Annotated in this window: 25 protein-coding genes; 7 read left to right on the plus strand and 18 right to left on the minus strand. The window is 68.9% G+C overall.

Features of this window, described 5'->3' with window-relative positions:
* Positions 1 to 15: 15 nt before the first annotated feature.
* From hisI to hisD, 8 genes are read right to left on the minus strand one after another with little or no spacing between them, the layout of a single operon-like run.
* Positions 16 to 363 (minus strand): phosphoribosyl-AMP cyclohydrolase, encoded by a 348-nt coding sequence (gene hisI / locus AC3A6P_RS29270; RefSeq protein WP_487695867.1) that lies wholly within the window; start codon positions 361 to 363, stop codon positions 16 to 18.
* The gene (gene hisF / locus AC3A6P_RS29275) at positions 360 to 1,157 is read right to left on the minus strand and encodes an imidazole glycerol phosphate synthase subunit HisF (protein WP_487695868.1); all 798 of its coding nucleotides are present in this window, start codon (positions 1,155 to 1,157) and stop codon (positions 360 to 362) included. The genes hisI and hisF overlap by 4 nt, the downstream gene beginning before the upstream one ends.
* Positions 1,154 to 1,969, minus strand: a complete 816-nt coding sequence (locus AC3A6P_RS29280; RefSeq protein ID WP_487695870.1) for an inositol monophosphatase family protein — start codon at positions 1,967 to 1,969, stop codon at positions 1,154 to 1,156. Before AC3A6P_RS29280 ends, hisF begins: the two co-directional genes overlap by 4 nt.
* On the minus strand, positions 1,966 to 2,718 hold the full coding sequence (priA, locus tag AC3A6P_RS29285) for a bifunctional 1-(5-phosphoribosyl)-5-((5-phosphoribosylamino)methylideneamino)imidazole-4-carboxamide isomerase/phosphoribosylanthranilate isomerase PriA (RefSeq protein WP_487695872.1): 753 nt from the start codon (positions 2,716 to 2,718) through the stop codon (positions 1,966 to 1,968). Before priA ends, AC3A6P_RS29280 begins: the two co-directional genes overlap by 4 nt.
* Positions 2,715 to 3,332 (minus strand): imidazole glycerol phosphate synthase subunit HisH, encoded by a 618-nt coding sequence (hisH, locus tag AC3A6P_RS29290; RefSeq protein ID WP_487695874.1) that lies wholly within the window; start codon positions 3,330 to 3,332, stop codon positions 2,715 to 2,717. The genes priA and hisH overlap by 4 nt, the downstream gene beginning before the upstream one ends.
* Positions 3,329 to 3,952: an imidazoleglycerol-phosphate dehydratase HisB gene (hisB, locus tag AC3A6P_RS29295; RefSeq protein WP_487695876.1), complete on the minus strand. Its 624-nt coding sequence runs from the start codon at positions 3,950 to 3,952 to the stop codon at positions 3,329 to 3,331. The genes hisH and hisB overlap by 4 nt, the downstream gene beginning before the upstream one ends.
* On the minus strand, positions 3,949 to 5,085 hold the full coding sequence (locus AC3A6P_RS29300) for a histidinol-phosphate transaminase (RefSeq protein ID WP_487695877.1): 1,137 nt from the start codon (positions 5,083 to 5,085) through the stop codon (positions 3,949 to 3,951). The genes hisB and AC3A6P_RS29300 overlap by 4 nt, the downstream gene beginning before the upstream one ends.
* Complete coding sequence (gene hisD, locus AC3A6P_RS29305; protein ID WP_487695878.1) at positions 5,082 to 6,410, minus strand: histidinol dehydrogenase; 1,329 nt, start codon at positions 6,408 to 6,410, stop codon at positions 5,082 to 5,084. Before hisD ends, AC3A6P_RS29300 begins: the two co-directional genes overlap by 4 nt.
* A 79-nt stretch (positions 6,411 to 6,489) precedes the next feature.
* Between hisD and rhtB the strand changes: the two genes are divergently transcribed.
* From rhtB to AC3A6P_RS29320, 3 genes are all read left to right on the plus strand, one after another.
* The gene (gene rhtB / locus AC3A6P_RS29310; protein WP_487695879.1) at positions 6,490 to 7,125 is read left to right on the plus strand and encodes a homoserine/homoserine lactone efflux protein; all 636 of its coding nucleotides are present in this window, start codon (positions 6,490 to 6,492) and stop codon (positions 7,123 to 7,125) included.
* Positions 7,126 to 7,191: 66 nt separating this feature from the next.
* Complete coding sequence (locus AC3A6P_RS29315) at positions 7,192 to 7,779, plus strand: hypothetical protein (RefSeq protein WP_487695880.1); 588 nt, start codon at positions 7,192 to 7,194, stop codon at positions 7,777 to 7,779.
* Positions 7,776 to 8,858, plus strand: a complete 1,083-nt coding sequence (locus tag AC3A6P_RS29320) for a PrsW family intramembrane metalloprotease (RefSeq protein WP_487695881.1) — start codon at positions 7,776 to 7,778, stop codon at positions 8,856 to 8,858. Before AC3A6P_RS29315 ends, AC3A6P_RS29320 begins: the two co-directional genes overlap by 4 nt.
* A gap of 59 nt (positions 8,859 to 8,917) precedes the next feature.
* Here AC3A6P_RS29320 and nadC read toward each other — a convergent pair whose 3' ends face one another.
* The 3 genes from nadC to nadA are packed head-to-tail and all read right to left on the minus strand — an operon-like array spanning position 8,918 to position 12,395.
* Positions 8,918 to 9,775 carry a carboxylating nicotinate-nucleotide diphosphorylase gene (gene nadC, locus AC3A6P_RS29325; RefSeq protein ID WP_487695882.1) on the minus strand — a complete coding sequence of 286 codons (858 nt, stop codon included), beginning with the start codon at positions 9,773 to 9,775 and terminating at the stop codon, positions 8,918 to 8,920.
* On the minus strand, positions 9,775 to 11,361 hold the full coding sequence (locus tag AC3A6P_RS29330) for an L-aspartate oxidase (RefSeq protein WP_487695884.1): 1,587 nt from the start codon (positions 11,359 to 11,361) through the stop codon (positions 9,775 to 9,777). The genes nadC and AC3A6P_RS29330 overlap by 1 nt, the downstream gene beginning before the upstream one ends.
* A complete protein-coding gene (gene nadA / locus AC3A6P_RS29335) occupies positions 11,358 to 12,395 on the minus strand; it encodes a quinolinate synthase NadA (protein ID WP_487695885.1) in 1,038 nt (345 codons plus the stop codon). The genes AC3A6P_RS29330 and nadA overlap by 4 nt, the downstream gene beginning before the upstream one ends.
* A 45-nt stretch (positions 12,396 to 12,440) precedes the next feature.
* On the opposite strand from nadA, the gene AC3A6P_RS29340 reads away from it, so the two are divergent.
* Both AC3A6P_RS29340 and AC3A6P_RS29345 read left to right on the plus strand, forming a co-directional pair.
* Positions 12,441 to 13,136, plus strand: a complete 696-nt coding sequence (locus AC3A6P_RS29340) for an NUDIX hydrolase (protein WP_487695886.1) — start codon at positions 12,441 to 12,443, stop codon at positions 13,134 to 13,136.
* Between the two features lie 87 nt (positions 13,137 to 13,223).
* Positions 13,224 to 14,576: a lipase family protein gene (locus AC3A6P_RS29345; protein WP_487695887.1), complete on the plus strand. Its 1,353-nt coding sequence runs from the start codon at positions 13,224 to 13,226 to the stop codon at positions 14,574 to 14,576.
* Here AC3A6P_RS29345 and AC3A6P_RS29350 read toward each other — a convergent pair.
* Genes AC3A6P_RS29350 through bioB form a run of 3 tightly spaced genes read right to left on the minus strand, consistent with a single transcriptional unit; the run spans position 14,550 to position 16,512 of the window.
* Positions 14,550 to 15,218, minus strand: a complete 669-nt coding sequence (locus tag AC3A6P_RS29350; protein WP_487695888.1) for a DUF2567 domain-containing protein — start codon at positions 15,216 to 15,218, stop codon at positions 14,550 to 14,552. The two genes, AC3A6P_RS29345 and AC3A6P_RS29350, sit on opposite strands and share 27 nt — an antisense overlap.
* Positions 15,215 to 15,466, minus strand: coding sequence for a biotin synthase auxiliary protein BsaP (bsaP, locus tag AC3A6P_RS29355; RefSeq protein WP_487695889.1), 252 nt, complete (start codon positions 15,464 to 15,466; stop codon positions 15,215 to 15,217). The genes AC3A6P_RS29350 and bsaP overlap by 4 nt, the downstream gene beginning before the upstream one ends.
* 11 nt (positions 15,467 to 15,477) lie before the next feature.
* On the minus strand, positions 15,478 to 16,512 hold the full coding sequence (gene bioB, locus AC3A6P_RS29360; protein WP_487695890.1) for a biotin synthase BioB: 1,035 nt from the start codon (positions 16,510 to 16,512) through the stop codon (positions 15,478 to 15,480).
* A 42-nt stretch (positions 16,513 to 16,554) separates the two neighbouring features.
* Between bioB and AC3A6P_RS29365 the strand changes: the two genes are divergently transcribed.
* Positions 16,555 to 17,139, plus strand: coding sequence for a TetR/AcrR family transcriptional regulator C-terminal domain-containing protein (locus AC3A6P_RS29365; RefSeq protein ID WP_487695891.1), 585 nt, complete (start codon positions 16,555 to 16,557; stop codon positions 17,137 to 17,139).
* Here AC3A6P_RS29365 and AC3A6P_RS29370 read toward each other — a convergent pair.
* The 4 genes from AC3A6P_RS29370 to AC3A6P_RS29385 are packed head-to-tail and all read right to left on the minus strand — an operon-like array spanning position 17,125 to position 20,927.
* Positions 17,125 to 17,727 carry a 2'-5' RNA ligase family protein gene (locus AC3A6P_RS29370; RefSeq protein ID WP_487695892.1) on the minus strand — a complete coding sequence of 201 codons (603 nt, stop codon included), beginning with the start codon at positions 17,725 to 17,727 and terminating at the stop codon, positions 17,125 to 17,127. The two genes, AC3A6P_RS29365 and AC3A6P_RS29370, sit on opposite strands and share 15 nt — an antisense overlap.
* Positions 17,728 to 17,731: 4 nt before the next feature.
* Positions 17,732 to 18,427 (minus strand): dethiobiotin synthase, encoded by a 696-nt coding sequence (bioD, locus tag AC3A6P_RS29375; RefSeq protein WP_487695893.1) that lies wholly within the window; start codon positions 18,425 to 18,427, stop codon positions 17,732 to 17,734.
* Positions 18,424 to 19,569, minus strand: coding sequence for an 8-amino-7-oxononanoate synthase (locus AC3A6P_RS29380; protein WP_487695894.1), 1,146 nt, complete (start codon positions 19,567 to 19,569; stop codon positions 18,424 to 18,426). The genes bioD and AC3A6P_RS29380 overlap by 4 nt, the downstream gene beginning before the upstream one ends.
* A 53-nt stretch (positions 19,570 to 19,622) precedes the next feature.
* Entirely contained in the window at positions 19,623 to 20,927 is a 1,305-nt protein-coding gene (locus AC3A6P_RS29385) for an adenosylmethionine--8-amino-7-oxononanoate transaminase (RefSeq protein WP_487695895.1), read from the minus strand.
* Between the two features lie 82 nt (positions 20,928 to 21,009).
* Between AC3A6P_RS29385 and AC3A6P_RS29390 the strand changes: the two genes are divergently transcribed.
* Positions 21,010 to 23,163 (plus strand): acyltransferase family protein, encoded by a 2,154-nt coding sequence (locus AC3A6P_RS29390; RefSeq protein ID WP_487695896.1) that lies wholly within the window; start codon positions 21,010 to 21,012, stop codon positions 23,161 to 23,163.
* The last annotated feature ends 10 nt before the right edge of the window (positions 23,164 to 23,173 follow it).

Raw genomic sequence — 23,173 nt, forward strand, 5'->3', positions numbered from 1 at the left:
GACACTCGATGCGGGTTACTCCGAGGGCAGCAGCACGTCGGCGTCGAAACAACTGTGATCACCGGTGTGGCAGGCTCCCCCGACCTGATCGACCACCAGCAGCACGCAGTCGCCGTCGCAGTCGAGCCGCACCGAGTCCACCCGCTGCGTGTGACCGGACGTGGCGCCCTTGATCCACTGCTGCCCACGGGACCTGGAGAAGTAGGTGGCCTCGCGGGTGGCCAGCGTCCGCGCCAGGGCGTCATCGTCCATCCACGCGACCATCAGGACGTCGCCGGAACCGCGTTCCTGCACCACCGCGGTGAACAGCCCGTCGGCGTTGCGCTTCAAGCGGGCAGCGATCGCAGGATCCAGTGTGCTCATCTGACGCATATCCCGTCAGCGGCCATCGCCGCCTTCACCTGTCCGATGGTGAGTTCCTTGAAGTGGAAAACACTGGCCGCCAACACCGCATCAGCGCCGGCGTGCACCGCGGGGGCGAAGTGGTCGACCGCGCCCGCGCCGCCGCTGGCGATCACCGGCACCGTCACCGCGGCCCGCACCGCCCGCAGCATCGCGAGGTCGAACCCGGCCTTGGTGCCGTCGGCGTCCATCGAATTCAGCAGGATCTCGCCGACACCCAGTTCGGCTCCGCGTTTGGCCCATTCGACCGCGTCGATGCCGGTGCCGCGCCGGCCGCCGTGCGTGGTGACCTCCCACCCCGACGGTGTGGTCGCCGAGCCGTCCGAGCCCGAAGGCGCAGTTCGCGCGTCCACCGACAGCACGATGCACTGGGAGCCGAACTGGCGGGACAGCTCGCCGAGCAGCTCGGGGCGGGCGATCGCCGCCGTGTTCACCGACACCTTGTCGGCACCGGCGCGCAGCAGCACGTCGACGTCGTCGACCGAGCGCACGCCGCCGCCCACGGTCAGCGGGATGAAGACCTGTTCGGCGGTACGCCGCACGACCTCGAGCATGGTGGCCCGGCCCGACGACGACGCGGTGACGTCCAGGAAGGTCAACTCGTCGGCGCCTTCGGCGTCATACACCGCGGCCAGCTCCACCGGATCGCCTGCGTCACGCAGGTTTTCGAAGTTGACCCCTTTGACGACGCGGCCGGCATCGACATCCAGGCACGGGATGACCCGGGTCGCCAGCGTGCTCTGCGGGACGTTCATCGATAGTCCTCCGGGTCGCCGACCGACTTCACGATCTCGAGGATGTGCTCGTGCACACCCGGCGCGGCGGCCAGCGCCGAACTCGACGAGACCGTCCACGGCCGCCCCGCCAGATCGGTGACGATGCCGCCTGCGGCCCGCACCAGTGCCACCCCGGCGGCGTAGTCCCACACATGGTCACCGAACGTCACCGCGCCACCCAGAATTCCGTCGGCGACATACGCGAGGTCGACACCGGTGGCGCCGTGCATCCGCAACCGGTGGCATTCGCGGCTCATGTTCTCCAGGACGCCGAGCCGGTAGCGCCCCGGATAGCGTCCACGCCAGTCGACGTTGAACGTGCCGATCCCGACGATCGAATCCTTCAGCGTCGGGGAATCCAACGGCGCACGGGGCACCCCGTTGGCGTACAGCGGTCCACCCACCACCGCGGTGTAACGCTGATCGGTGAACGGCAGCCAGGTCAGCCCGGCGACGGGTTCACCGTCGCGCATCAGGCCCAGCAGGACCGCGGCCATGGGCGACCCGGCGGCGTAGTTGAAGGTGCCGTCGATCGGGTCGAGCACCCACACCAGGGGCGAATCGATGGGAGCGCCCCCGAATTCCTCGCCGTGCACCCCGATCCCGGTACGGGTGGTCAGCGCCTCGACCACCTGACGTTCGATGGCGAGATCGACCTCGGTGGCGAAGTCGTTGCCCTTCTTGCGGACGGCCGAGTCGGCACGATGGCCCGCCAGGAACGGCTCCACGACGTCATCGAGGATGCTCGAGGCCGTCGCGATCAGGTCGTCGTAATCCACCGAGCCGGTCATCGGCTGACCGCGGACAGCGCCTCCGGCAGCGTGAAGCGGCCCGCGTAGAGCGCTTTTCCGACGATCGCGCCCTCCACACCTTCACCGGTGAGGGTGGCGATGGCGCGCAGGTCGTCCAGGCTGGACACTCCGCCCGACGCGATCACGGGTGCGTCGGTCTTGGCGGCCACCGCCGACAGCAGCTCGAGGTTGGGTCCGTTGAGCGTGCCGTCCTTGGTGACATCGGTGACCACGAACCGCGAACACCCCTCGGCGTCAAGGCGTTCCAACACCGGCCACAGGTCGCCGCCGTCGGTCTCCCAGCCGCGTCCGCGCAGCCGGTAGTCGCCCCCGGCCGCAGCGGAGTCGATCTTGACGTCGAGGCCCACGGCCACCTTGTCGCCGTGCTCGGCGATCACCTTGGCGCACCATTGCGGGTTCTCCAGTGCGGCGGTGCCGAGGTTGACCCGCCGGCAGCCGGTGGCCAGCGCCGCCTTCAACGAGTCGTCGTCGCGGATACCGCCGGAGAGTTCGACGTCGACATCGAGTTTGCCGACCACCTCTGCGAGCAGTTCGCGGTTGGAGCCGCGGCCGAAAGCGGCGTCGAGGTCCACCAGGTGGATCCACTCGGCACCGTCGCGCTGCCAGCCCAGAGCGGCATCGAGCGCCGAGCCGTACTCGGTCTCGCTGCCGGCCTGGCCCTGGACCAGGCGGACCGCCTTGCCTTCCACCACGTCGACGGCAGGCAGCAGAATCAACTTACAAGTCACAGTCCCTCAACCCAATTGGTGAGCAGTGCCGCACCGGCGTCACCGCTTTTCTCCGGATGAAATTGTGTCGCCGACAACGGACCGTCCTCGACGGCAGCCAGGAACGGCACGTGATGCCGAGCCCAGGTGAGCTTGGCGCCAGGATCACCCGTCCATTCCTGGGCGGCATAGGAATGGACGAAGTAGAACCGGGTCTGCGGGTCGATTCCCCGGAACAGCACGCTGTCCTCGGGCGCGTCGACGACATTCCAGCCCATGTGCGGGACCACAGGTGCGTCCAAGTGCGTCACCGCACCCGGCCATTGCCCGCAACCCACGGACTCCACCCCGAACTCGACGCCACGGGCGAACAGGATCTGCATTCCCACACACACCCCGAGCACGGGGCGGCCCCGCTGCAACCGGTCGGCGATGATCTTCTCACCGCCGATGGCACGCAAACCGCTCATGCACGCTTCGAAGGCACCGACACCGGGCACCAGCAGGCCGTCGGCCTCGGCGGCCGCGGCCGGGTCAGCGGTGACCTCGACGTCAGCGCCGGTACGTTCGGCCGCACGCTGAGCCGAACGCAGATTGCCCGACCCGTAGTCGAGGACCACGACTTTTTTGGTCACAGGGTCCCTTTGGTGGAGGGCACGCCGGTGACCCGGGGGTCGTATTCGACAGCTTCCCGAAGCGCACGGGCGACGGCCTTGTACTCCGCCTCGGTGATGTGGTGGGGATCGCGGCCATAAATGGTGCGCACATGCAGGGCGATGCGCGCGTTGAACGCCAGCGACTCGAACACGTGACGGTTGATCACCGTGTGGTACGGCACGGTCGAACCGGCGATGGTGAACTCCACCATGGACTCCGGTTCCCCGGTGTGCACGCAGTACGGCCGCCCGGAGACGTCCACGGCCGCATGCGCCAGCGTCTCGTCCATCGGGATGAAGGCGTCACCGAAGCGGCGGATGCCCTTCTTCTCCCCCAGCGCCTGACCGAGCGCCTGCCCCAACACGATCGCGGTGTCCTCCACGACGTGGTGCGCCTCGATGTGCACGTCACCAGTGGCCCGCACGGTGAGATCGAAGCTGGCGTGACTGCCGAGCGAGGTCAGCATGTGGTCGAAGAACGGCACCCCGGTGTCGATCTGCACCTGGCCGGTGCCGTCGAGGTCGAGTTCGACCACGATGTCGGATTCGCGGGTGGTGCGCTGCACACGAGCGCGCCGGGCGGTCAAGGTCTGGGTCATGATGCTCCTAGCGGCTGGGTCAGTTCTCCTGCGACAAGGGTGGCGCTGGCCGCCAGCAGCGCATCGTTCTCTGCGGCGAGTCCGGTGGTGGCGCGCAGGTAGCCCGGGATGCCGACGTCGCGGATCAGGATTCCCGCGTCCAGATAGCGCTTCCAGGTGGCGGGCGCGTCGGCGAACTGACCGAACAGCACGAAGTTGGCGTCGCTGGGGATGACCCGGAAACCCATGCTGGTCAACGCTTCTGTGACGCGCTGCCGTTCGGCGATCAGCGTCGCGACGCTGCCCAGGGTGTCGTCGGCATGGCGCAGCGCAGCGCGTGCGGCGGCCTGGGTGACCACCGACAGGTGATACGGCAGCCGAACCAGCAGCATCGCGTCGATGACCGCGGGGGCGGCGATCAGGTAACCCAGCCGGCCGCCGGCGAAGGCGAACGCCTTGCTCATGGTGCGGCTGACCACCAGCTTGGTGGGGAACTCGTCGATCAGCGCCACCGCGCTGGGCTGCGAGGAGAACTCGCCGTACGCCTCGTCGACGATCAGCACCCCGGTTTTCATGACGGCGAGGATGCGGCGCAGATCCTCCAGCGGCACGCTCTGCCCGGACGGGTTGTTCGGACTGGCCACGAAAACCACGTCAGGCGAACGGCTTTCGACGGCAGCCACCGCCACGTCGATATCGAGGCTGAAATCCTCGGAGCGGGCGGCCTGCAGCCACTCGGTCTGGGTGCCGTCGGAGATGATCGGGTGCATCGAGTACGACGGCACGAAACCGATGGCCTTGCGGCCCGGGCCGCCGAAAGCCTGCAGAAGCTGCTGCAGGATCTCGTTGGATCCGTTTGCGGCCCAGAGGTTCTCGACACCCAGCGAGACGCCGGTCTGCTGGGTCAGATACGCCGCCAGGTCGGCGCGCAGCGCTACCGCGTCCCGATCGGGATAGCGGTGCAACTCGGCGGCCGCCTCGCGCACCGACCGGGCCACGTCATCGATCAACGCCTGCGTCGGGGGGTGCGGATTCTCGTTCGTGTTCAGCCGCACCGGCACCACCAATTGCGGGGCCCCGTACGGAGATTTTCCGCGCAGGTCGTCGCGCAGCGGCAGATCGTCGAGACTGATCTGCGCTCCGGGTCCACTCATCGTTCGAACCTCCGGCGTACGGCCTCTCCGTGGGCGGGCAGATTCTCGGCTTCGGCGAGCGTGATGACGTGCCCGGACACGTCCTTCAGCGCGGCCTCGGTGTAGTCGACCACGTGGATACCGCGCAGGAAGGTCTGCACCGACAACCCGCTCGAGTGCCGGGCACAGCCGGCGGTGGGCAGCACGTGATTGGAGCCGGCGCAGTAGTCGCCCAGGCTGACCGGCGACCAGGCACCCACGAAAATCGCTCCGGCGGAACGGATCTGATTGGCGACCGCGTGCGAATCGGCGGTCTGGATCTCCAGGTGCTCGGCGGCGTAGGCGTTGACCACCCGCACACCGGTATCGATGTCGTCGACCAGCACGATCGCGGACTGCCGACCCAGGAGCGCGGCCAGCACCCGGTCCCGGTGCACGGTGGTCTGAAGTTGGGTGGCCAGTTGGGCATCGACAGCCACGCCCAGGTCGCTGCTGTCGGTGACGAGCACGCTGGCGGCCATCTCGTCGTGTTCGGCCTGGCTGATCAGGTCGGCGGCGACGTGCACCGGGTCGGCGGTGTGGTCGGCCAGGATCGCGATCTCGGTGGGGCCGGCCTCGGCGTCGATACCGACCTGTGAACGGCAGATCCGCTTGGCGGCCGTGACGTAGATGTTGCCCGGACCGGTGATCATGTCGACCGGGGCCAGTTCGGCCCCGTCGGTGTCGGTACCGCCGTAGGCCAGCAGCGCGACCGCCTGAGCGCCCCCGACCGCCCAGACTTCGTCGACACCGAGCAGTGCGGCTGCCGCCAGGATGGTCGGGTGCGGCAGGCCTCCGAACTGCGCCTGCGGCGGGCTGGCGATCACCAGCGAGTCGACGCCGGCGGTCTGGGCCGGCACGACGTTCATGATCACGCTGGACGGGTAGACGGCATTGCCGCCGGGCACGTAGAGGCCGACCCGCTCGACGGGCACCCACCGCTCCGTGACGGTGGCCCCCGGGGCGAGCTCGGTGGTGGTGTCGGTGCGCCGCTGATCGGCATGCACCGCCCGGGTGCGGTCGATGGCGACCTGCAAGGCGACGCGCACGTCCGGTTCGAGTTCGCTGAGCGCCTGCTGCAGTGCGTCCGCCGGGACACGGACGGCGTCGGGACGGACCCCGTCGAACTGTTCGCCGTATCGCAGCGCGGCGTCGGCGCCGTGCTCGGCCACCTCGTCGACGATGGGGCGCACCTTGGGCACCACTGCGTCGACGTCGACACCGCCGCGGGGTAACGCCGCGCGCAATTGCGCCGCGGACAGGGCGCGGTTACGCAAATCGATCCGGGACATCTCGAAACTGGCCATCACCAGTCATTGTCCCTGATCGATGCTCCTGTTTAAAAATTGATTGAGCTGCGGAGTTGGCAGCTGCCAGACTGCGGCCATGGAATGGGAAGTCTGGTTCGCGTTTCTCGGCGCGGCGATCGCCATCAGCGTGTCGCCGGGCGCCGGGGCGATTCTGTCGATGGCGACCGGATTGACCCATGGCCTGCGCCGCAGCTACTGGTCGATCATCGGGCTGGAGATCGGGCTCATGGTGCAGTTGGCGCTGGTCGCCATCGGTCTGGGCGCCGCGCTGGCCAACTCCGTGCTCGCCTTCACCATCATCAAGTGGCTCGGTGTGGCGTATCTCATCTATCTGGCGGTCCGGCAATGGCGGGCGGCCGGTGTCGACCTGCGCGCGCAGATGAACCCGGCGGGTTCGTCGGGAGCGTTGTCGTTGATGACCCGCGGCGCGCTGGTGAACCTCACCAATCCGAAGGGACTGGTGTTCCTGCTGGCAGTGCTCCCCCAGTTCGTGGTGCCGTCGGCGCCGCTGCTGCCGCAATACCTCGTCATCGGCGCCACCATGGTGGTGGTCGACCTGGTGGTGATGGGCGGGTACGCGGGGCTGGCCGCCCGGGTCCTCGGGTTCCTGTCGACGCCACGCCAGCAACGGGCCGTCAACCGGGTGTTCTCGGGACTGTTCGCCGCAGCTGCGGTGGTGTTGTCCTTCGTCCGGCGCGCCGCGACCGCATGACTCTGCTCGTTTAAGGTTAGCTGCGGCTATGCACCGCAGACCTCGAGCATCGGAGTGAACGTACGGATGTCGCTGATCACCAACACCGATGTACCGCACGGTAAACGGAAGATGACACAGAAGCCGGCGGCATTCGCGCTTGCTGCCGGCCTTCTGGCCGTTCCGCTGATTCCCATGCTGCTCGAAGCGGCGTTGCCGGACCGCGAGTGGGCCGAGGCCGCTTCCGGCGACAAGACCGTCGAGATCGTCAGCGCCGAAGGCCACGGGGTGGTCGTGACCGCCCCGGACGGGTGGCAGACGCAGGACAACGGCGACTCGGCGGTGCTGCGCACCGACGGCGCGGTGGTGATCGTCGAGGTCTACGACCGAGCCGACCGCGAACGCGAGGCGGTGACACAGCGACTGATGCGGTCCAACCGCGTCCAGGGCATGCCGTCGGCGCTCGACGGTGGGCAGATCACATCCGCCGACGGCGACCTCAGCGGCGACACCTGTGTTGTGGTGACCGAGACACTGACCGGGACCTGCGCCTATCTGACCGACGACGACGTCGTGATCTCGGTGATCGCGCTCGGCGACGGCGACCATCCCGCACCGCCCATCGCCGACCTCGTCGGCCCGCTGACCCGGACCGAGACAGGAGGCACCCCATGACCGCGACCGTCGAACGCCACACCACCACCGCCCGCGCGCGGGTGCCGGTGATCTACCGGCCTGAATCGGCGGTCTTCTGGTTGTTCATCGTGGCGCTGGTGGTCGGCACGGTGATCCAACTGGCCGAGAACGGTGCGGCCATCAAGGACACCCTCGACGCGCAGGTGGCCCTGGCCCCGCTGTGGCTGGGTTTCATCGTCTTCCTGATCTGGCTGATGAACAAGTTCGACCCGTTCCGCAGTGTGCGCGCCTACCCCCAGGTGCTGGTGGCCGGCGCCGCGATGGGCGCAACGGTGGCGGTCACCATGGCCATGTCGGGCAACACCGCACTGTTCGGGGTCTGGGCCCGGGTGCTTGACCCCGATGTCGCCGCACAATGGTCGGCGGCGCTGTCGGCACCGATCATCGAGGAAGCGGCAAAGGCGTTGTGCGCGTTGGTGATCCTGGTGCTGGCCGCGCCGGTGTTCACCAGGATCTCCCACGCGCTGCTGCTCGGCATGTACGTCGGGTTCGGTTTCGACATCTTCGAGGACCTGGTCTATGCGACCCGGCAGGCGATCTCGAGCCTTGACTCCGACCTGTCCGGCGCCGGCGGCAACCTCGTGCTGCGGGTGTTCACCGCCGTGCCCGCGCACTGGGCGTACACCGCGTTGGCGACGGTGGGGGTGCTGCTGCTGATGCCGACGTTCGCCGGCCGGGACAGCTGGTCCCTGCCCCGGCGGGTGGTGGTCGCGGTGGCGCTGATGTTCTGCGCTTCGCTGATGCACTTCATCTGGGATTCGCCGGGCCCCGAGGAGGGGCTCGTGGCCGTCGGGGTGATGCTGGGCAAGGTCGCGCTGAACCTGGTGATCTTCCTGGTACCGGTGCTGTTGCTGCTGCGCGCCGAACGGGCCTGGGTCCGCGCGCAGATCGAGCAGCGACCCGATCTGCCGTTCGACCGGGCGCTGCTGGACTCGCTGTTGACCCGGCGGTCGCGGCGGGCATTCCAGAAACAGGCCCGCAGAAGTGGCGGACGCGCGGGGAAGAAGGCGGCACGTCGGGAGCAGAATGCCGCCCTCGACGTCATCCAGGCGGGCTGATCCGGGTCCGAACAATCGAACCAGCCCGTCGGTGTCGCGGTGCTGCTCGAGCCCGCTGCCTAGAAGTCGAGTCCGATGTCGAGCACCCGCACCGAGTGTGTGAGCGCGCCCACCGCCAGGTAGTCGACGCCGGTGCTCGCATAGGCCGCCGCCCGGTCCAGCGACAGGCCGCCGGAGGACTCCAACTGGACATGCGGAGCACGGGAATCCCGGCGCTGCACCGCGATCTGGGTCTCCCACACCGCGAAGTTGTCGAGCAGGATCAGCTGCACATCCTCCTCCAGCACGGCGTCGAGCTCGTCGAGGGAGTCGACCTCGACTTCGCACGGCAGGTCGGGTGCGGCGGTGCGGACCGCGCGCAACGCGGCGACCACCGATCCGGCTGCGGCGACGTGGTTGTCCTTGATCAGCGCGGCGTCCCCCAGACCCATCCGGTGGTTGACACCGCCACCGACGCGCACGGCGTACTTCTGCAGCGCGCGCATACCCGGCAGCGTCTTGCGGGTGTCCCGGATCCGGGCGTTCGTACCGTCCACGGCGGCAACCCATTCCGCCGTCGCGGTGGCGATGCCCGAGAGGTGGGACACCAGGTTGAGCATGGTGCGCTCGGCGGTGAGCAGCCCGCGGGTCTCGGACTCGACCGTCAGCAGCGGGTCACCCGGAACCAGGGTGTCCCCGTCGTCGGCCCGACCCAGGACCTGGTAGCCGTCGACGCCGAGTACCTCATCGAGAACCAGCAGCGCGATGTCGATTCCCGCCGCCACTCCGTGTGCCCGGGTGACCATCGCCGCGGTGGTGCTGGCATCTTCGGAAACCGTTGCCAGCGTGGTGATGTCGGGACCGTAGCGTAGGTCTTCGTCGAGCGCCCGGGCGATGGCGGCCCGCGCCTCATGCAGTTCGTGAGCGGTGAGAGCCATCAGCATGCCACCGCCGTCTCGACCGCCGGACCGCCCTGCACCAGACGCACCACGGTGCTGTGTGCCAGGTGGTCGTCTGTCCCGGGATGTTCGGCCCGATGGTGGCAGCCCCGGCTTTCGGTACGCGCCATGGCGGCCGCGGCAACCGCGGCGGCGGTGGCGGTCAGGGCGGCATCCTCGAACTGTGCGCGCGTACGCGGCTGAACCAGGGGCGCAGTGGAAACCAGCTCACTGAGCGCGCGCAGCCCGGCGGCCGAGCGGACCACCGAGGCCGAACGCGACATCGTCTGCTGCAACCGAGCCCGGTCCACCACGGGTACACCGGGCCCGTCTTCTGTCCTGGCGGTCCGGATACCCACCGTGGCGGCGTGGTCCGCGGCGGCGCGGCCCGCCCGGCCGCCGACCACCAGACCTTCGAGCAGGCTGTTGGAAGCCAGCCGGTTGGCGCCGTGCATCCCGGTGCGGGCCACCTCACCGGCGGCGAACAGCCCGGGCAGCTCGGTGCGGCCGTGCACGTCGGTCACGACCCCGCCGCACGAGTAGTGCGCCCCGGGCACCACCGGTATCGGTTGCCGGGTGGGATCGATACCCGCGGCGTGGCAGGCGGCCGTCACCGTGGGGAACCGCCGCGCGAACCCGTCGAGGCGGCGGGCGTCGAGGTAGACGCAGGCGTCCCCGGTCTCGCGTAGCCGTGCGTCAATCGCGGCGGCGACGACATCACGTGGCGCCAGGTCCCCCATCGGGTGCAGCCCGGCGGTCACCGACTCATCGCGCGCATCGACCAGGATCGCGCCCTCACCGCGGATCGCCTCGGTGACGAGGGGCCGACGGGCGCCGGACTGCCGGGCGTCGGAAAACAACATGGTCGGGTGGAACTGGATGAACTCCAGGTCGCTGACCGGCACCCCGGCCTGCAGCGCCAATGCGATGCCGTCGCCGGTGGAGCCGTCCGGGTTGGTGGTGGCGCTGTAGAGATGGCCGAGGCCGCCGGTGGCCAGGATCACCGAACCGGTGTGCACGATTCCGGGACCGTGGGGGCTGACCACGGCGACGCCGGTGATGGCGTCCTCGTCGCGCAGCAGTTGCACGGCAACGTGATCGCGGCGGATGTCGAGCGAAGCGGCGGCGTGGTCCAGTGCGCGCTGGACTTCGGCCCCGGTGGCGTCACCGCCGGCGTGGACGATGCGCCGCCGCGAGTGGCCACCCTCGCGGCCCAACGCCCACCCGCCCTCGGGCCGCTGATCGAAAACGGCTCCATCGCAAACCAATTCGGTGACGGCTCGGTAGCCGTCGGCCACGATGGACCGGACCGCATCTGCATCACAGAGACCCGCTCCGGCGGCCAGCGTGTCGGCCACATGCGCGTCCACCGAGTCGTCGGTACGGGGAATGACGACGGCGATACCGCCCTGTGCGTAATGCGTCGCGGTTTCGGAGATCTTGCTCAACACCACAACCCGACGGCCTGCGCGGTGGGCCGCCAGCGCCGCCGCCAGACCGGCGACTCCGGTGCCGATGACCACGACATCGGCCCGCTGCTGCCACAGCCCGCCGCCCCCACAGGCGGCGGCACGGACACGGTTCATTCGCCGCCGCCGGGCTGACCGATCTCGATCATCCGCTGCACGCTGCGTTGCGCCAGCGCGGCGGTCTCGAGGTCGACGTGCACCTCGTCGGCCTCCTCGACCAGGCAGCGCAGCAGCGCGGCCGGGGTGATCATCTTCATGTACTTGCAGGAGGCGCGGTCGTTGACGGCTTGGAAGTCGATTTCCGGTGCAGCACGGCGCAATTGGTGCAACATACCGATCTCGGTGGCCACCAGCACCTGGCGGGCCTTGGACTGCCGGGCGGCGTCGAGCATGCCGCCGGTGGACAGGATCTTCACCCGGTCCTCCGGGAAGGAGCCCTCACCGGCCAGGTACAACGCCGAAGTGGCGCAACCGCATTCGGGGTGCACGAACAGCTCCGCGTCGGGGTGGCTGCGCGCCTGCTCGGCGAGCTCGTCGCCGTTGATGCCGGCATGGACGTGGCATTCACCGGCCCAGATCTGCAGGTTCTTGCGGCCGGTCTCGCGTTTGACGTGGGCACCCAGGAACTGGTCGGGGCAGAACAGCACTTCGCGGTCTTCGGGAATCGAGGCGACGACCTCGACCGCGTTGGACGACGTGCAGCAGATGTCGGTCAGTGCCTTCACCGCGGCGGTGGTGTTGACGTAGGAAACGACCACCGCATCGGGGAACTCGTTCTTCCACTCCCGCAGTTCCTCGGCGGTGATGGAGTCGGCCAGTGAGCAACCGGCCCGCTGGTCCGGGATCAGGACCGTCTTCTCCGGTGACAGGATCTTGGCCGTCTCCGCCATGAAGTGCACACCTGCGAAGACGATGGTGTCCTCGGGTGCCTCGGCGGCGATGCGCGAGAGCGCCAGGGAGTCGCCCACGTGGTCGGCGACGTCCTGGATGGCCGGCAACTGGTAGTTGTGCGCAAGCAGCGTGGCACCCCGCAGTTTGAGGAGGCGGCGGATCTCGTCCGCCCATTGCTGGTCGCCGACAACACCGGAATAGCCGTCGGGCCCATTGGAGATCTGGGCTGCCAATCCGTCCATGCGGTCGAGCACAGTCATGACCGCTCCTTTCGCCATCGAGGTTTTCGACTTATGATCGAAAACATGCCACATCGTAGCACTGCCCACGAAGTGCTCGCCGTCGTCTTCCAGGTTCGCCGGTTGACGACCAAAGAACCGCAGCTCAGCGTGCTCCTATGGCAACGCGCGCTCGATCCGCAACGCGGCGCGTGGTCCCTGCCCGGCGGGCGGCTGCGACACGACGAAGACATGACGAGTTCAGTCCGGCGCCAACTCGCCGAGAAGGTGGACCTACGTGAGATAGCCCACCTCGAGCAATTGGCGGTGTTCTCCGACCCGCACCGGGTTCCGGGCGACACCCGCACCATCGCCACCACATTCCTGGGCCTGGTCCCCTCCCCCGCCACCCCCGAACTACCGGCCGACACGCGCTGGCACCCAGTGGACAACCTGCCGCCGATGGCCTTCGACCACGGCCCCATGGTGAGCCACGCCCGCACACGGCTGGCCGCCAAGCTGTCATACACCAACATCGGATTCGCCCTGGCGCCAAAGGAATTCGCGCTGTCCACGTTGCGCGACATCTACAGCACCGCCCTGGACTACCAGGTCGACGCAACAAATCTGCAGCGTGTGCTGGCTCGCCGCGGCGTGATCACCCGCACCGGCACCACCGCGCAGTCCGGGCGCAGCGGCGGCCGCCCGGCCGCGATGTACAAATTCACCGACGCCCAACTGCGCGTCACTGACGAGTTCGCCGCATTCCGTCCGCCAAACTGAGCCTGACCGGCACCCAGTGCCACCCCCGCTTGGTTCCTAAGGGTTCATTAAGAGACAATGGGCGCTCGGTCATGAAGAGGAGCTGGCATGGAGATTGGCAGTGCAGCCAAGGCGACCGGCGCCGAGTGGATAGGCAGGACACCTCATCAGGTGTTGCAGCGCGGCGCCAAGCCGCTGCTTCCGCATGACGATCCCTTCTACGCACCGCCGGAGGGCTTCGAGCACGCCGAGCCGGGAACGGTGCTGCGGTCCCGCGATGTCGAGCTCGCCTTTCTCGGCCTGATCCGGCAGCGATTCACCGCGACTCAGCTGCTCTACCGCACGACCGACCTGCACGGTGACCCCGAAGCGACCGTCACCACCGTGCTGGTGCCCGCCGAACGGTCCGCCACCACTCCGTGCCCGGTGGTGTCCTACCAGTGCGCCATCGACGCGGTGGCCGACCGGTGCTTCCCCTCGTACGCGCTGCGCCGCGGCGCCAAGGCGGTGGGCGCGCTGGCACAGCTGGAGTTCCTGCTGATCGCGGCCGCACTGGCCGAGGGGTGGGCGGTGTCGGTGCCGGATCACGAGGGGCTGCGCGGCCTGTGGGGCGCGCCCGTCGAGCCGGGCTATCACGTCCTCGACGGACTGCGGGCCGCCACCAGCATGGAGCGTCTGGGCCTGGCCCAGGACGCACCGCTGGGGCTGTGGGGATACTCCGGTGGCGGTTTGGCGACGGCCTGGGCTGCCGAGATGGCCGACGCTTACGCTCCCGAACTCAACATCGTCGGCGCGGTCCTCGGCTCACCGGTCGGCGACCTGGGCCACGCGTTCCGCCGGCTGAACGGCAGCTTCTACTCCGGCCTGCCCGCCATGGTGGTGGCGGCGTTGACCCATATCTATCCCGACCTGGACCGGGTGATCCAGGAGCACGCCACCGCTGAGGGCAAGGCGATGCTGCTCGACCTCGAGAAGCAGACCACCATGAGCGCGGTCCTGCGGCTGATCGGCAGCGACCTGGGCACGATGGTCGACCGTCCTCTCGAGGAGATCTTGGCGACCCCGGAAATCCAGCGGGTGTTCGCCGACATCAAGCTCGGCACCGCCGCACCCAAACTGCCGGTGCTGATCGTCCAGGCCGTCCACGATCGCATCGTCTCGGTGGACGACATCGACGAACTGGCCGAGGTCTACAGCGCCGGCGGCTGCGAGGTCACCTACCACCGCGACATGTTCAGCGAGCACATGCTGCTGCACCCGATGTCGGCGCCGATGACGCTGCGCTGGCTGCGTGACCGCTTCGCCGGCCGGCCGCTGCAGGAGCACCTGGCGCGCACCAGGTGGCCGACCCTGCTGAACCCGTCGACCTACCGCGGCATGCTGCGCCTGGGAGTGATCAGCGCCAAGGTGATCACCGGGCGCCAGCTGGAGCGGCTACCGCTCTCCCGCTTCGACCGCTGAGCTGTCGGCGCTCACCGGCACCGACTGTGGGGCCGGCAGGAACACCGGCTCAACGGGCGGGTAGCCGCCGAGATCGTCCCGTGCGGTGGACACCGCGAACATGGCGTACACCAGTGCCGCGGTGGCAGCGGGAATCAGCAGCGTGGCCGCCATCTGCAGCGGGCCGGCACCGAAGAACACCGACGGTGCCTCCGTGTAGTAGTACACCCGCTGATCGGGGCTGACGGGTGCGGTGTCGAGGTACACCGGTGGGTACCGCAGCCGCGCCAGCACCGCGCCGACGGTCGTGGCGGCCGTCGCGCAGAGGGCGGCTCCGATCGACAGTGCGGCCACCATCAGCGGGCCACGATGCGCACGCCACTGCCACACCAGAACAGGGGTCACCACGGCGACCACCCACAACAGGCCCAGCATCAGGAACGCGGCGACGAAGAAGTGGTCGGCTTCGTCGCCGAGATAGGTCTGCACCCGCTCACCGGCACGGGTCAACGCGATCACCCCGTGCACGGACGGGGCCAGCCAGGCCCACAGTCCACCGAGCACCAGGCCGGCGGCGGTCAAGCCGGCGATGACGAGTGTTGCCGCGCGACGTCGCGAGACCCGCGGGGCCGTGGTGTCCATGCCGACCGGGACCGCGGTCATCGCCGGGTGTCCAGATCCTCGGAGTCCACCTGGCCGTGCCGCGAGCATTTGGCCCACCAGCCGTCGGGGCGCACCTGGACGATCATCCGGCGGCCACACGCGGCGCAGAACCGGGGCGGTTCCAGACCCAACTGCGCCGCGGTGGGCACCGAGGCGCCGGCTTCGGCATCGGCCGCCACGCCGGTGTAGACGTTGTAGGCGCCTGCGGCTACCGGCTCGGGCGCAGTGCTCGCGAAATCGTGAACCATCACCTGCTTTTCTACAGGCTCGCGTTGAGCGCCTTGATCGGCATCTGCAGATCGTCGAGGAGTTCCAGGTCAGCCTCGGCCGGCCGGCCCAGTGTGGTGAGGTAGTTGCCCACGATCACCGCGTTGATGCCACCCAGGATGCCCTTCTTGGCGCCCAGGTCGCCGAGGGTGATCTCCCGGCCACCCGCGAAGCGCAGCATGGTGCGCGGCAGCGCCAGCCGGAACGCGGCGACGGCCTTGAGCGCCTCGGCGGCCGGAAGCACCTCGAGGTCGCCGAACGGCGTCCCCGGGCGCGGGTTGAGGAAGTTCAGCGGTACCTCGTGTGGATCGAGCTCGGCGAGATTCGCGGCGAATTCCGCGCGTTGCTCCAGGGTCTCGCCCATCCCGAGGATGCCGCCGCAGCAGACCTCCATACCGGCGTCGCGCACCATCTCCAAGGTGCCCCAGCGCTCCTCCCAGGTGTGGGTGGTGACCACATTCGGGAAAAACGACTTCGAGGTCTCCAGGTTGTGGTTGTAGCGGTGCACGCCCATGCCCTTGAGGCGGTCCACCTGCTCCTGGTCCAGCATGCCCAGCGAGCAGGCGATCTGGATGTCGACCTCGTTGCGGATGGCTTCGATCCCCGCGGCCACCTGGGCCAGCAGCCGCTCGTCGGGGCCGCGCACGGCGGCGACGATGCAGAACTCGGTGGCCCCCGATTTCGCGGTCTGTTTCGCGGCTTCCACCAGGCTCGGGATGTCGAGCCATGCGCTGCGTACCGGGGAGGCGAAAAGGCCCGACTGAGAGCAGAAGTGGCAGTCCTCGGGACAACCGCCGGTCTTGAGGCTGATGATGCCCTCGACCTCGACCTCGGGGCCGCACCACTTCATCCGGACCTCGTGGGCCAGGGCCAGCAGGGCTTCGAGTTGGTCGTCGGGCAGTTGCAGGACCTGCAGCACCTGATCCTGGGTGAGACCTTCCCCGCGCTCCAGAACCTGCTCGCGGGCCAGTCCGAGTACATCGACTGCAGCTTGCGTCACGGCTGACGCTCCTCTCGTTTGCAGCATCCCTGCGTGCCACTTGAACGGTGTTCAGGTTAGGCTAGTGGCGTGCAACTGCACAAACGAGACGTGATTCGCACAGCGACCGAGATCCTGGACAACTTCGGGATCGCCGACCTGACCATGCGCCGGCTGGCGCGTGAACTCGACGTCACCGCCGGCGCCCTGTACTGGCATTTCGCCAACAAACAGGAACTGCTGGGCGCGGTGGCCGACGAGCTGCTGCGACCCGCCTGCCGGCCGGTCGACGGCCTGGGCTGGCGTGAACGCATCGCCACGGTGTGCAGCCGACTGCGTGACGCACTGCTGTCGCACACCGACGGCGCCGAGCTGGCCTCGTCGAGCTTCGCCTCGGGGCAATCGGCGGCCATGCCGCTGATCCTGGGGTTGCTGGCCGATGCCGCCCGCGACGCCGGGGTGCCGGATGCGCAGACCGAGCTGGCGGCGCGCACCATCGTCTACTACACCCTCGGGTTCACCGTCGATGAGCAGTCGCGGTTGCAGTTGGACTCCGCGGGGGCGCTGCCGGCCGGGCAGTCCGGGCTGGGGGTGGACCGGCCGGACACATTCGGTTTCGGGTTGTCCCTGCTGATCGACGGGATCTCGGTGCGCGGTGGTCTACGGCAGCCGTGAGTTCTCGATCAATCGGTAGTCGACGCGGGCGTCGCCATCCCAGCGCCGGAGTCCGACGAAGAACGCGCGCCGCTCCCGCGTGACACCGCGGGCACAGGCCAGCGCCACCGCGACCTGCTCGGCGGTCAGTTTGCGGCCGAGCGTCGCGTGCGGTGTCCACTGCTGTGAGTCGGTGTGCGGTGCACGCCACGACGACATGTGCGGCGCGCAGATGCGGTTCACCGCGTCGTGCAGCTCGAGCAGTGCGGTGGACGGCACGATGAGGTGCGCCAGGGTGAAGCGGCCCACGCCCAGATCGACCGCTTGGTCCGAGTCGCCAGCATTTTCCGGCCCGTTCGCGGGCGGATGACCGAAGACCAGGGGGGCGCCGACCGTACAGGGCAGGGGCAGGTGCTCCCCCAGCTGCGCCAGCTCGTCGTCCACCGCGGGGTCGATACGGCCCGCCACCGCCATCGTCACGTGCGGCCGGTTGCTGGTGGACGTCACCCGCAGCTGACTGGGCACCCCGGCCTCGGCCAGTTCCGCCCACACCGCCCTCAGCGCAGCGTCGGTGTCGTCGTCGAAGTACAGCTCGATCGAATGTGCCACCGGCTCATTCGATCAAACCGGTCAGCCACTCAGGATCGAACGCCGAAGCACACAGCGTCGAGAAGTCCTGCGCCGACAGTGAACCCGCCCCGGCCGGCAGCGCCGCGCGCACCGGTGCCAGTTCGGCCAGCGCGCCCCGGTTCGACACCTCGGCAGCACCCGGCCGGGCCGGCCACGAGCCGATGACCAATCCGGCGCAGCGCAACCCCCGATGAGCCAGCGATTCCAGGGTCAGGGCCGTGTGGTTGAGGGTGCCCAACGTCGCGGACACCACCACCACGACCGGTGCGTCCAGCCGCTCCGCCAGATCGCGGACCGTGACACCGCCGGCGCCGATCTGCACCAGCAGGCCGCCGGCGCCTTCGACCAGGGTGAGCTGCCCCGGCGCGTCGACGGCACGGATGGCCGCCAGCAGCTCCTCCTCGGTGGGCAGCGGTTCACCGGCCTGCTCCGCGGCTGCGACAGGCGCCAGCGGCTCGGGGTAGCGCGCCAGGCCGTGCAGCCCGGCGATACCCGACAAGCGGCCCACTTCGGCCAGGTCGTCGTCACCGGCTTCGGCCTCGGCCGGGGCGGTTCCGGTCTGCACCGGTTTGCAGACCGCCACGGGCAGGGCGAGGAGGCGCGCATGACACGCCAGCGCGGCGGTGGCCACCGTCTTGCCCACACCGGTTCCGGTCCCGGAAACCACGACGACGCTCATCGGCCGGCCAACACCTCGGTCATCACCCGCCGGGCCAGGCCCAGTTCGTCGGCGGTCAGCGACGCGCGCGCGGTCAGGCGCAGCCGCGATGTCCCCGCGGGCACCGTCGGCGGCCGGAAACAGCCCACCCGGACCCCGCGTTCCAGGCAGGCGGCGGCCGCCGCCACGGCCACCTCCGGCTCGCCGAGGATGACCGACACGACCGCTGACTGCGGTTCGTCGGCGACCCCGCACACCCGGGCCAGTTCGCGCGCGTGGGCCAGGACAGCTCGAGCGCGTTCGGGTTCGGCGGCCAGCAGCTGCAGAGCAGCCAGCGCTGCGCCGACCGCCGCCGGCGCCAAACCGGTGTCGAAGATGAAGGTTCGGGCCGCGTCGATCAGGTGGTCACGGACGGCCACGGATCCGAGCACCGCACCACCCTGGCTGCCCAGCGCCTTGGACAACGTCGTCGTCATCACGATGTCGGGGGCGCCCGCCAGCCCGGTTTCCTGGAGTAGGCCGCGCCCACCGTCGCCACGCACCCCGAGTCCGTGCGCCTCGTCGACCAGCAGCACCGCGCCGTGTTTTCGGCACACCTCGTGCAGCCGGCGCAGCGGCGCCAGCGCCCCGTCTGCGCTGAACACCGAATCGGTGATGACCAGTGCGCGTTCTTCGGTACGGCCCGCCAGGGCCTGCTCGACGGCGTCGACGTCGCGGTGCGGAGTGACCACGACCCGCGCCCGCGAGAGCCGGCAGGCGTCGACCAGGGAGGCGTGGGAATAGGCATCGGAGACCAGCAGCGAGCCGGGGCCCGACAGTGCCACGACGGCGCCGATGTTGGCCGTGTATCCCGACGAGAACACCAAAGCCGCCGGCGCGCCGACGAATTCGGCGAGCGAGCGTTCGAACTGCTGGTGCAGGTCGGTGTCGCCGGTGACGAGCCGGGATCCGGTCGAACCCGCTCCCCAGGTGCGCAGGGCGGCCACCCCGGCCTCGATCACCGCCGGGTGCTGCGACAGCCCGAGGTAATCATTGGAGGCCAGATCCAGTTCCGGCGCCACCGCGGGCCGGGGGCGTAGTGCCCGCCGCAGTCCGGCGGCGCGGCGCTGCTGTTCGGTGGCGTCGAGCCACTCCAGTGGTGATACCTGCGCACGAATCGACACCGGTGACCTCGCCATGTCGGGGCGAACGGAACGCCGCCTTAATTGAACACCGTTCAGGCTAGCGCACGCGCCACGGCCACCATCGCCGAGGCGATGCGGTCGATCTCGGCGGGCGTGCACACGAACGGCGGCATCGCGTACACCAGGTTGCGGAACGGGCGCAGCCACACGCCGTGATCCAGCGCCACTGCGGTGGCGACGGCCAGGTCCACCGGCCGGCTCAGCTCCACCACACCGATCGCGCCGCGGACCCGGACATCGGCCACCCCGGCCACGCTGCGCGCGGGCGCCAGCCCGGCCTCCAGGCCCGCGGCGATCTCGGCCACCCGGGTGCGCCAGTCCTGGCCGAGCAGCAGCTCCACACTGGCCACCGCGACGGCGCAGGCCAGCGGATTGGCCATGAACGTCGGGCCGTGCATCAGCGCGCCCGCATCCGAGGCACTGATGACATGGGCGATCTCCCAGGTGCACAAGGTGGCGGCCAGGGTGATGTATCCCCCGGTCAGCGCCTTGCCGACGCACATGATGTCCGGGCTGACCCCGGCATGGTCGGCGGCGAACAGTTCACCGGTGCGCCCGAAACCCGTCGCGATCTCGTCGAAGATCAGCAGCACGTCGTGGCGGTCGCAGATCGCCCGGAGATCGGACAGGTAGCGCGGGTCATGGAACCGCATACCGCCGGCCCCCTGGACCACCGGCTCCACGATGACCGCCGCCACCTGGTGGGCATGTTGGGCCAGCTGCGCGTCGAAGGCCGCGCTGTAGGCCGGGTCGTAGGCGGCGGGCACCGGCGGGGCGAAAACCTGCTCGGTCAGGATGTCGGTCCACAGCGAGTGCATGCCGCCCTCGGGGTCACAGACGCTCATCGGGGTGAACGTGTCGCCGTGGTAGCCGCCGCGCCACGTCATCAGACGGGTCCTGCCGGTGTGGCCGCGGCTGCGCTGGTACTGCACCGCCATCTTGACCGCCACCTCCACCGACACCGACCCGGAGTCGCTGAAGAACACCGTCTCCAGACCGGCGGGGGTGATCTGCACCAGCAGCTGCGCCAACCGGGCCGCCGGTTCGTGGGTGAGACCGCCGAACATCACGTGGCTCATGGTCGACACCTGGCGGGTGACGGCCTCGTCGAGGACCGGGTGCCCGTGCCCGTGTACCGCGGTCCACCACGACGCCATACCGTCGAGCACGTCCACCGACCGTCCGTCCCGGACCACCTTCAGGTAGGCCCCTGCGGCGCTGAGCACCACCGTCGCCGGCAGTGCGCCCGGGGCTCCGATAGTGCTGTACGGATGCCAGACATGCGCGGCGTCGATGGCGCTGATCTCGGCGGGAGTCAATCGGGACTGCGTCGGCACGGGCACCGAGAGTATCGGAGACGACGCGGCGCTTTGCTCACCAGGAGTTACCCAGACCTGTTGGGTACATTGTCTGTCGACCATGATGTTCTTGACCCCGACCAGGCCGGAGCCAGCAACCACTCCGGAACCTGTGACCCCGACCGCGATGGGGACCAGGAAATCGGGTTTCTACCGACATGATCTCGATGGACTGCGCGGTGTGGCCATCGCGCTGGTTGCTGTCTTCCACGTGTGGTTCGGCCGGGTTTCCGGCGGTGTCGACGTGTTCCTCGTGCTGTCCGGCTTCTTCTTCGGTGGCCGGTTGCTGCGCAACTCGCTGACCCCGGGCCTGAAGCTGTCGCCGGCGCGCGAAGTGACCCGGCTGGTGCGACGGCTGCTGCCGGCGCTGGTGGTGGTGCTCGCGGCGTCCGCTGTCCTGACCATCCTGGTGCAGCCGGAGACCCGCTGGGAGACCTTCGCCGACCAGAGCCTGGCCAGCCTGGGCTATTACCAGAACTGGGAGCTGGCAAACACCGCGTCGGACTATCTGCGCGCCGGTGAGGCCGTCAGTCCGCTGCAACACATCTGGTCGATGTCGGTCCAGGGCCAGTTCTACATCGCGTTCCTGATCATCGTCTTCGGGCTGACCGCACTGCTGCGCCGGCCCCTGGGCAAGCACCTGCGGGTGTTCTTCATCGTGCTGCTGGGCGCGCTGACCATCGCCTCGTTCGTGTACGCGATCATCGCCCACAACGCCGACCAGACCACCGCCTACTACAACAGTTTCGCGCGCGCGTGGGAGCTGCTGCTGGGCGCCGTGGCGGGCGCGCTGGTGGGTCACATCCGCTGGCCGATGTGGCTACGTGTGGTCGCGGCCACCGTGGCGCTGGCGGCCATCCTGTCGTGCGGGTGGCTGATCGACGGAGTGCAGGAGTTCCCCGGGCCGTGGGCGCTGGTCCCGGTGGGCGCAGGAGTCCTGATGATCCTGGCGGCGGCCAACCGGCAGCAGGGTGAGAAGCTTCCGCTGCCGAATCGGATCTTGGCCTGGCGGCCCTTCGTGACGCTGGGTTCGATGGCCTATTCGCTGTACCTGTGGCATTGGCCGCTGCTGATCTTCTGGCTGGTGCTCACCGGACGGGAACACGCCAACTTCGCCGAAGGCGCGGTGATCCTGCTGATCTCCGGGGTGCTGGCCTACCTGACCATGCGGTTCGTCGAGGAGCCGTTGCGCTACCGGGCGCCGTCACCGCACGTGGTGAAGGTGTCCTGGCGCAAACGGCTGCGGCGGCCGACGATGGCGCTGGGCTCGACGGTGATCCTGCTGGGCGTCGCGCTGACCGCCACGTCGTTCACCTGGCGCGAGCACGTCACCGTGCAGCGCGACAACGGCGAGGAACTGGCCGGCCTGAGTTCGCAGGACTACCCGGGCGCCGACGCGCTGCTGCATCAGCGTCGGGTGCCGGATCTTCCGATGCGTCCGACGGTGCTCGAAGCCAAGGACGATCTGCCCCAGTCCACCATCGACGGCTGTATCAGCGACTTCAGCAATGTGAGCATCCTCAACTGCACCTACGGTGACGAGTCGGCGACCCGCACCATCGCGTTGGCCGGTGGCTCGCACGCCGAACATTGGATCACCGCCCTGGACGTCCTGGGCAAGCAGCACGGCTTCAAAGTGGTGACCTACCTCAAGATGGGCTGCCCGCTGACCACCGAAGAACGGCCGCTGGTGATGGGCAGCAACCGGGAGTACCCCAACTGCCACACCTGGAACGAGCGGGTGATGAGCAAGCTGGTCGCCGACCACCCCGACTTCGTGTTCACCACGTCGACCCGGCCGTGGAACATCAAAGCCGGCGATGTCATGCCGGCCACCTATATCGGGATCTGGCAAACGTTGTCCGACAACAAGATTCCAGTGCTGGCGATGCGGGACACGCCGTGGATTCTCGACGAGGACCGCAATCCGTTCCTGCCGGCGGACTGCCTGGCCAGCGGTGGCGACGCCACGTCGTGTGGGATGAAACGCTCCGAGGCGCTCTCGGCCCACAATCCCACACTCGATTTCGTCGAGCAGTTCCCGCTGCTCAAACCGCTGGACATGAGCGATGCCGTGTGCGGCCAGGAGATCTGCCGCGCTGTCGAGGGAAATGTGCTGCTGTATCACGATTCTCACCACCTGACCGCGACGTACATGCGCACCCTGGTCGACGAACTGGGCAGGCAGATGGGCCCGGCCACCGGCTGGTGGTGAACGTCGCAGT

Source organism: Mycobacterium sp. Soil_C_30, assembly GCF_057656995.1.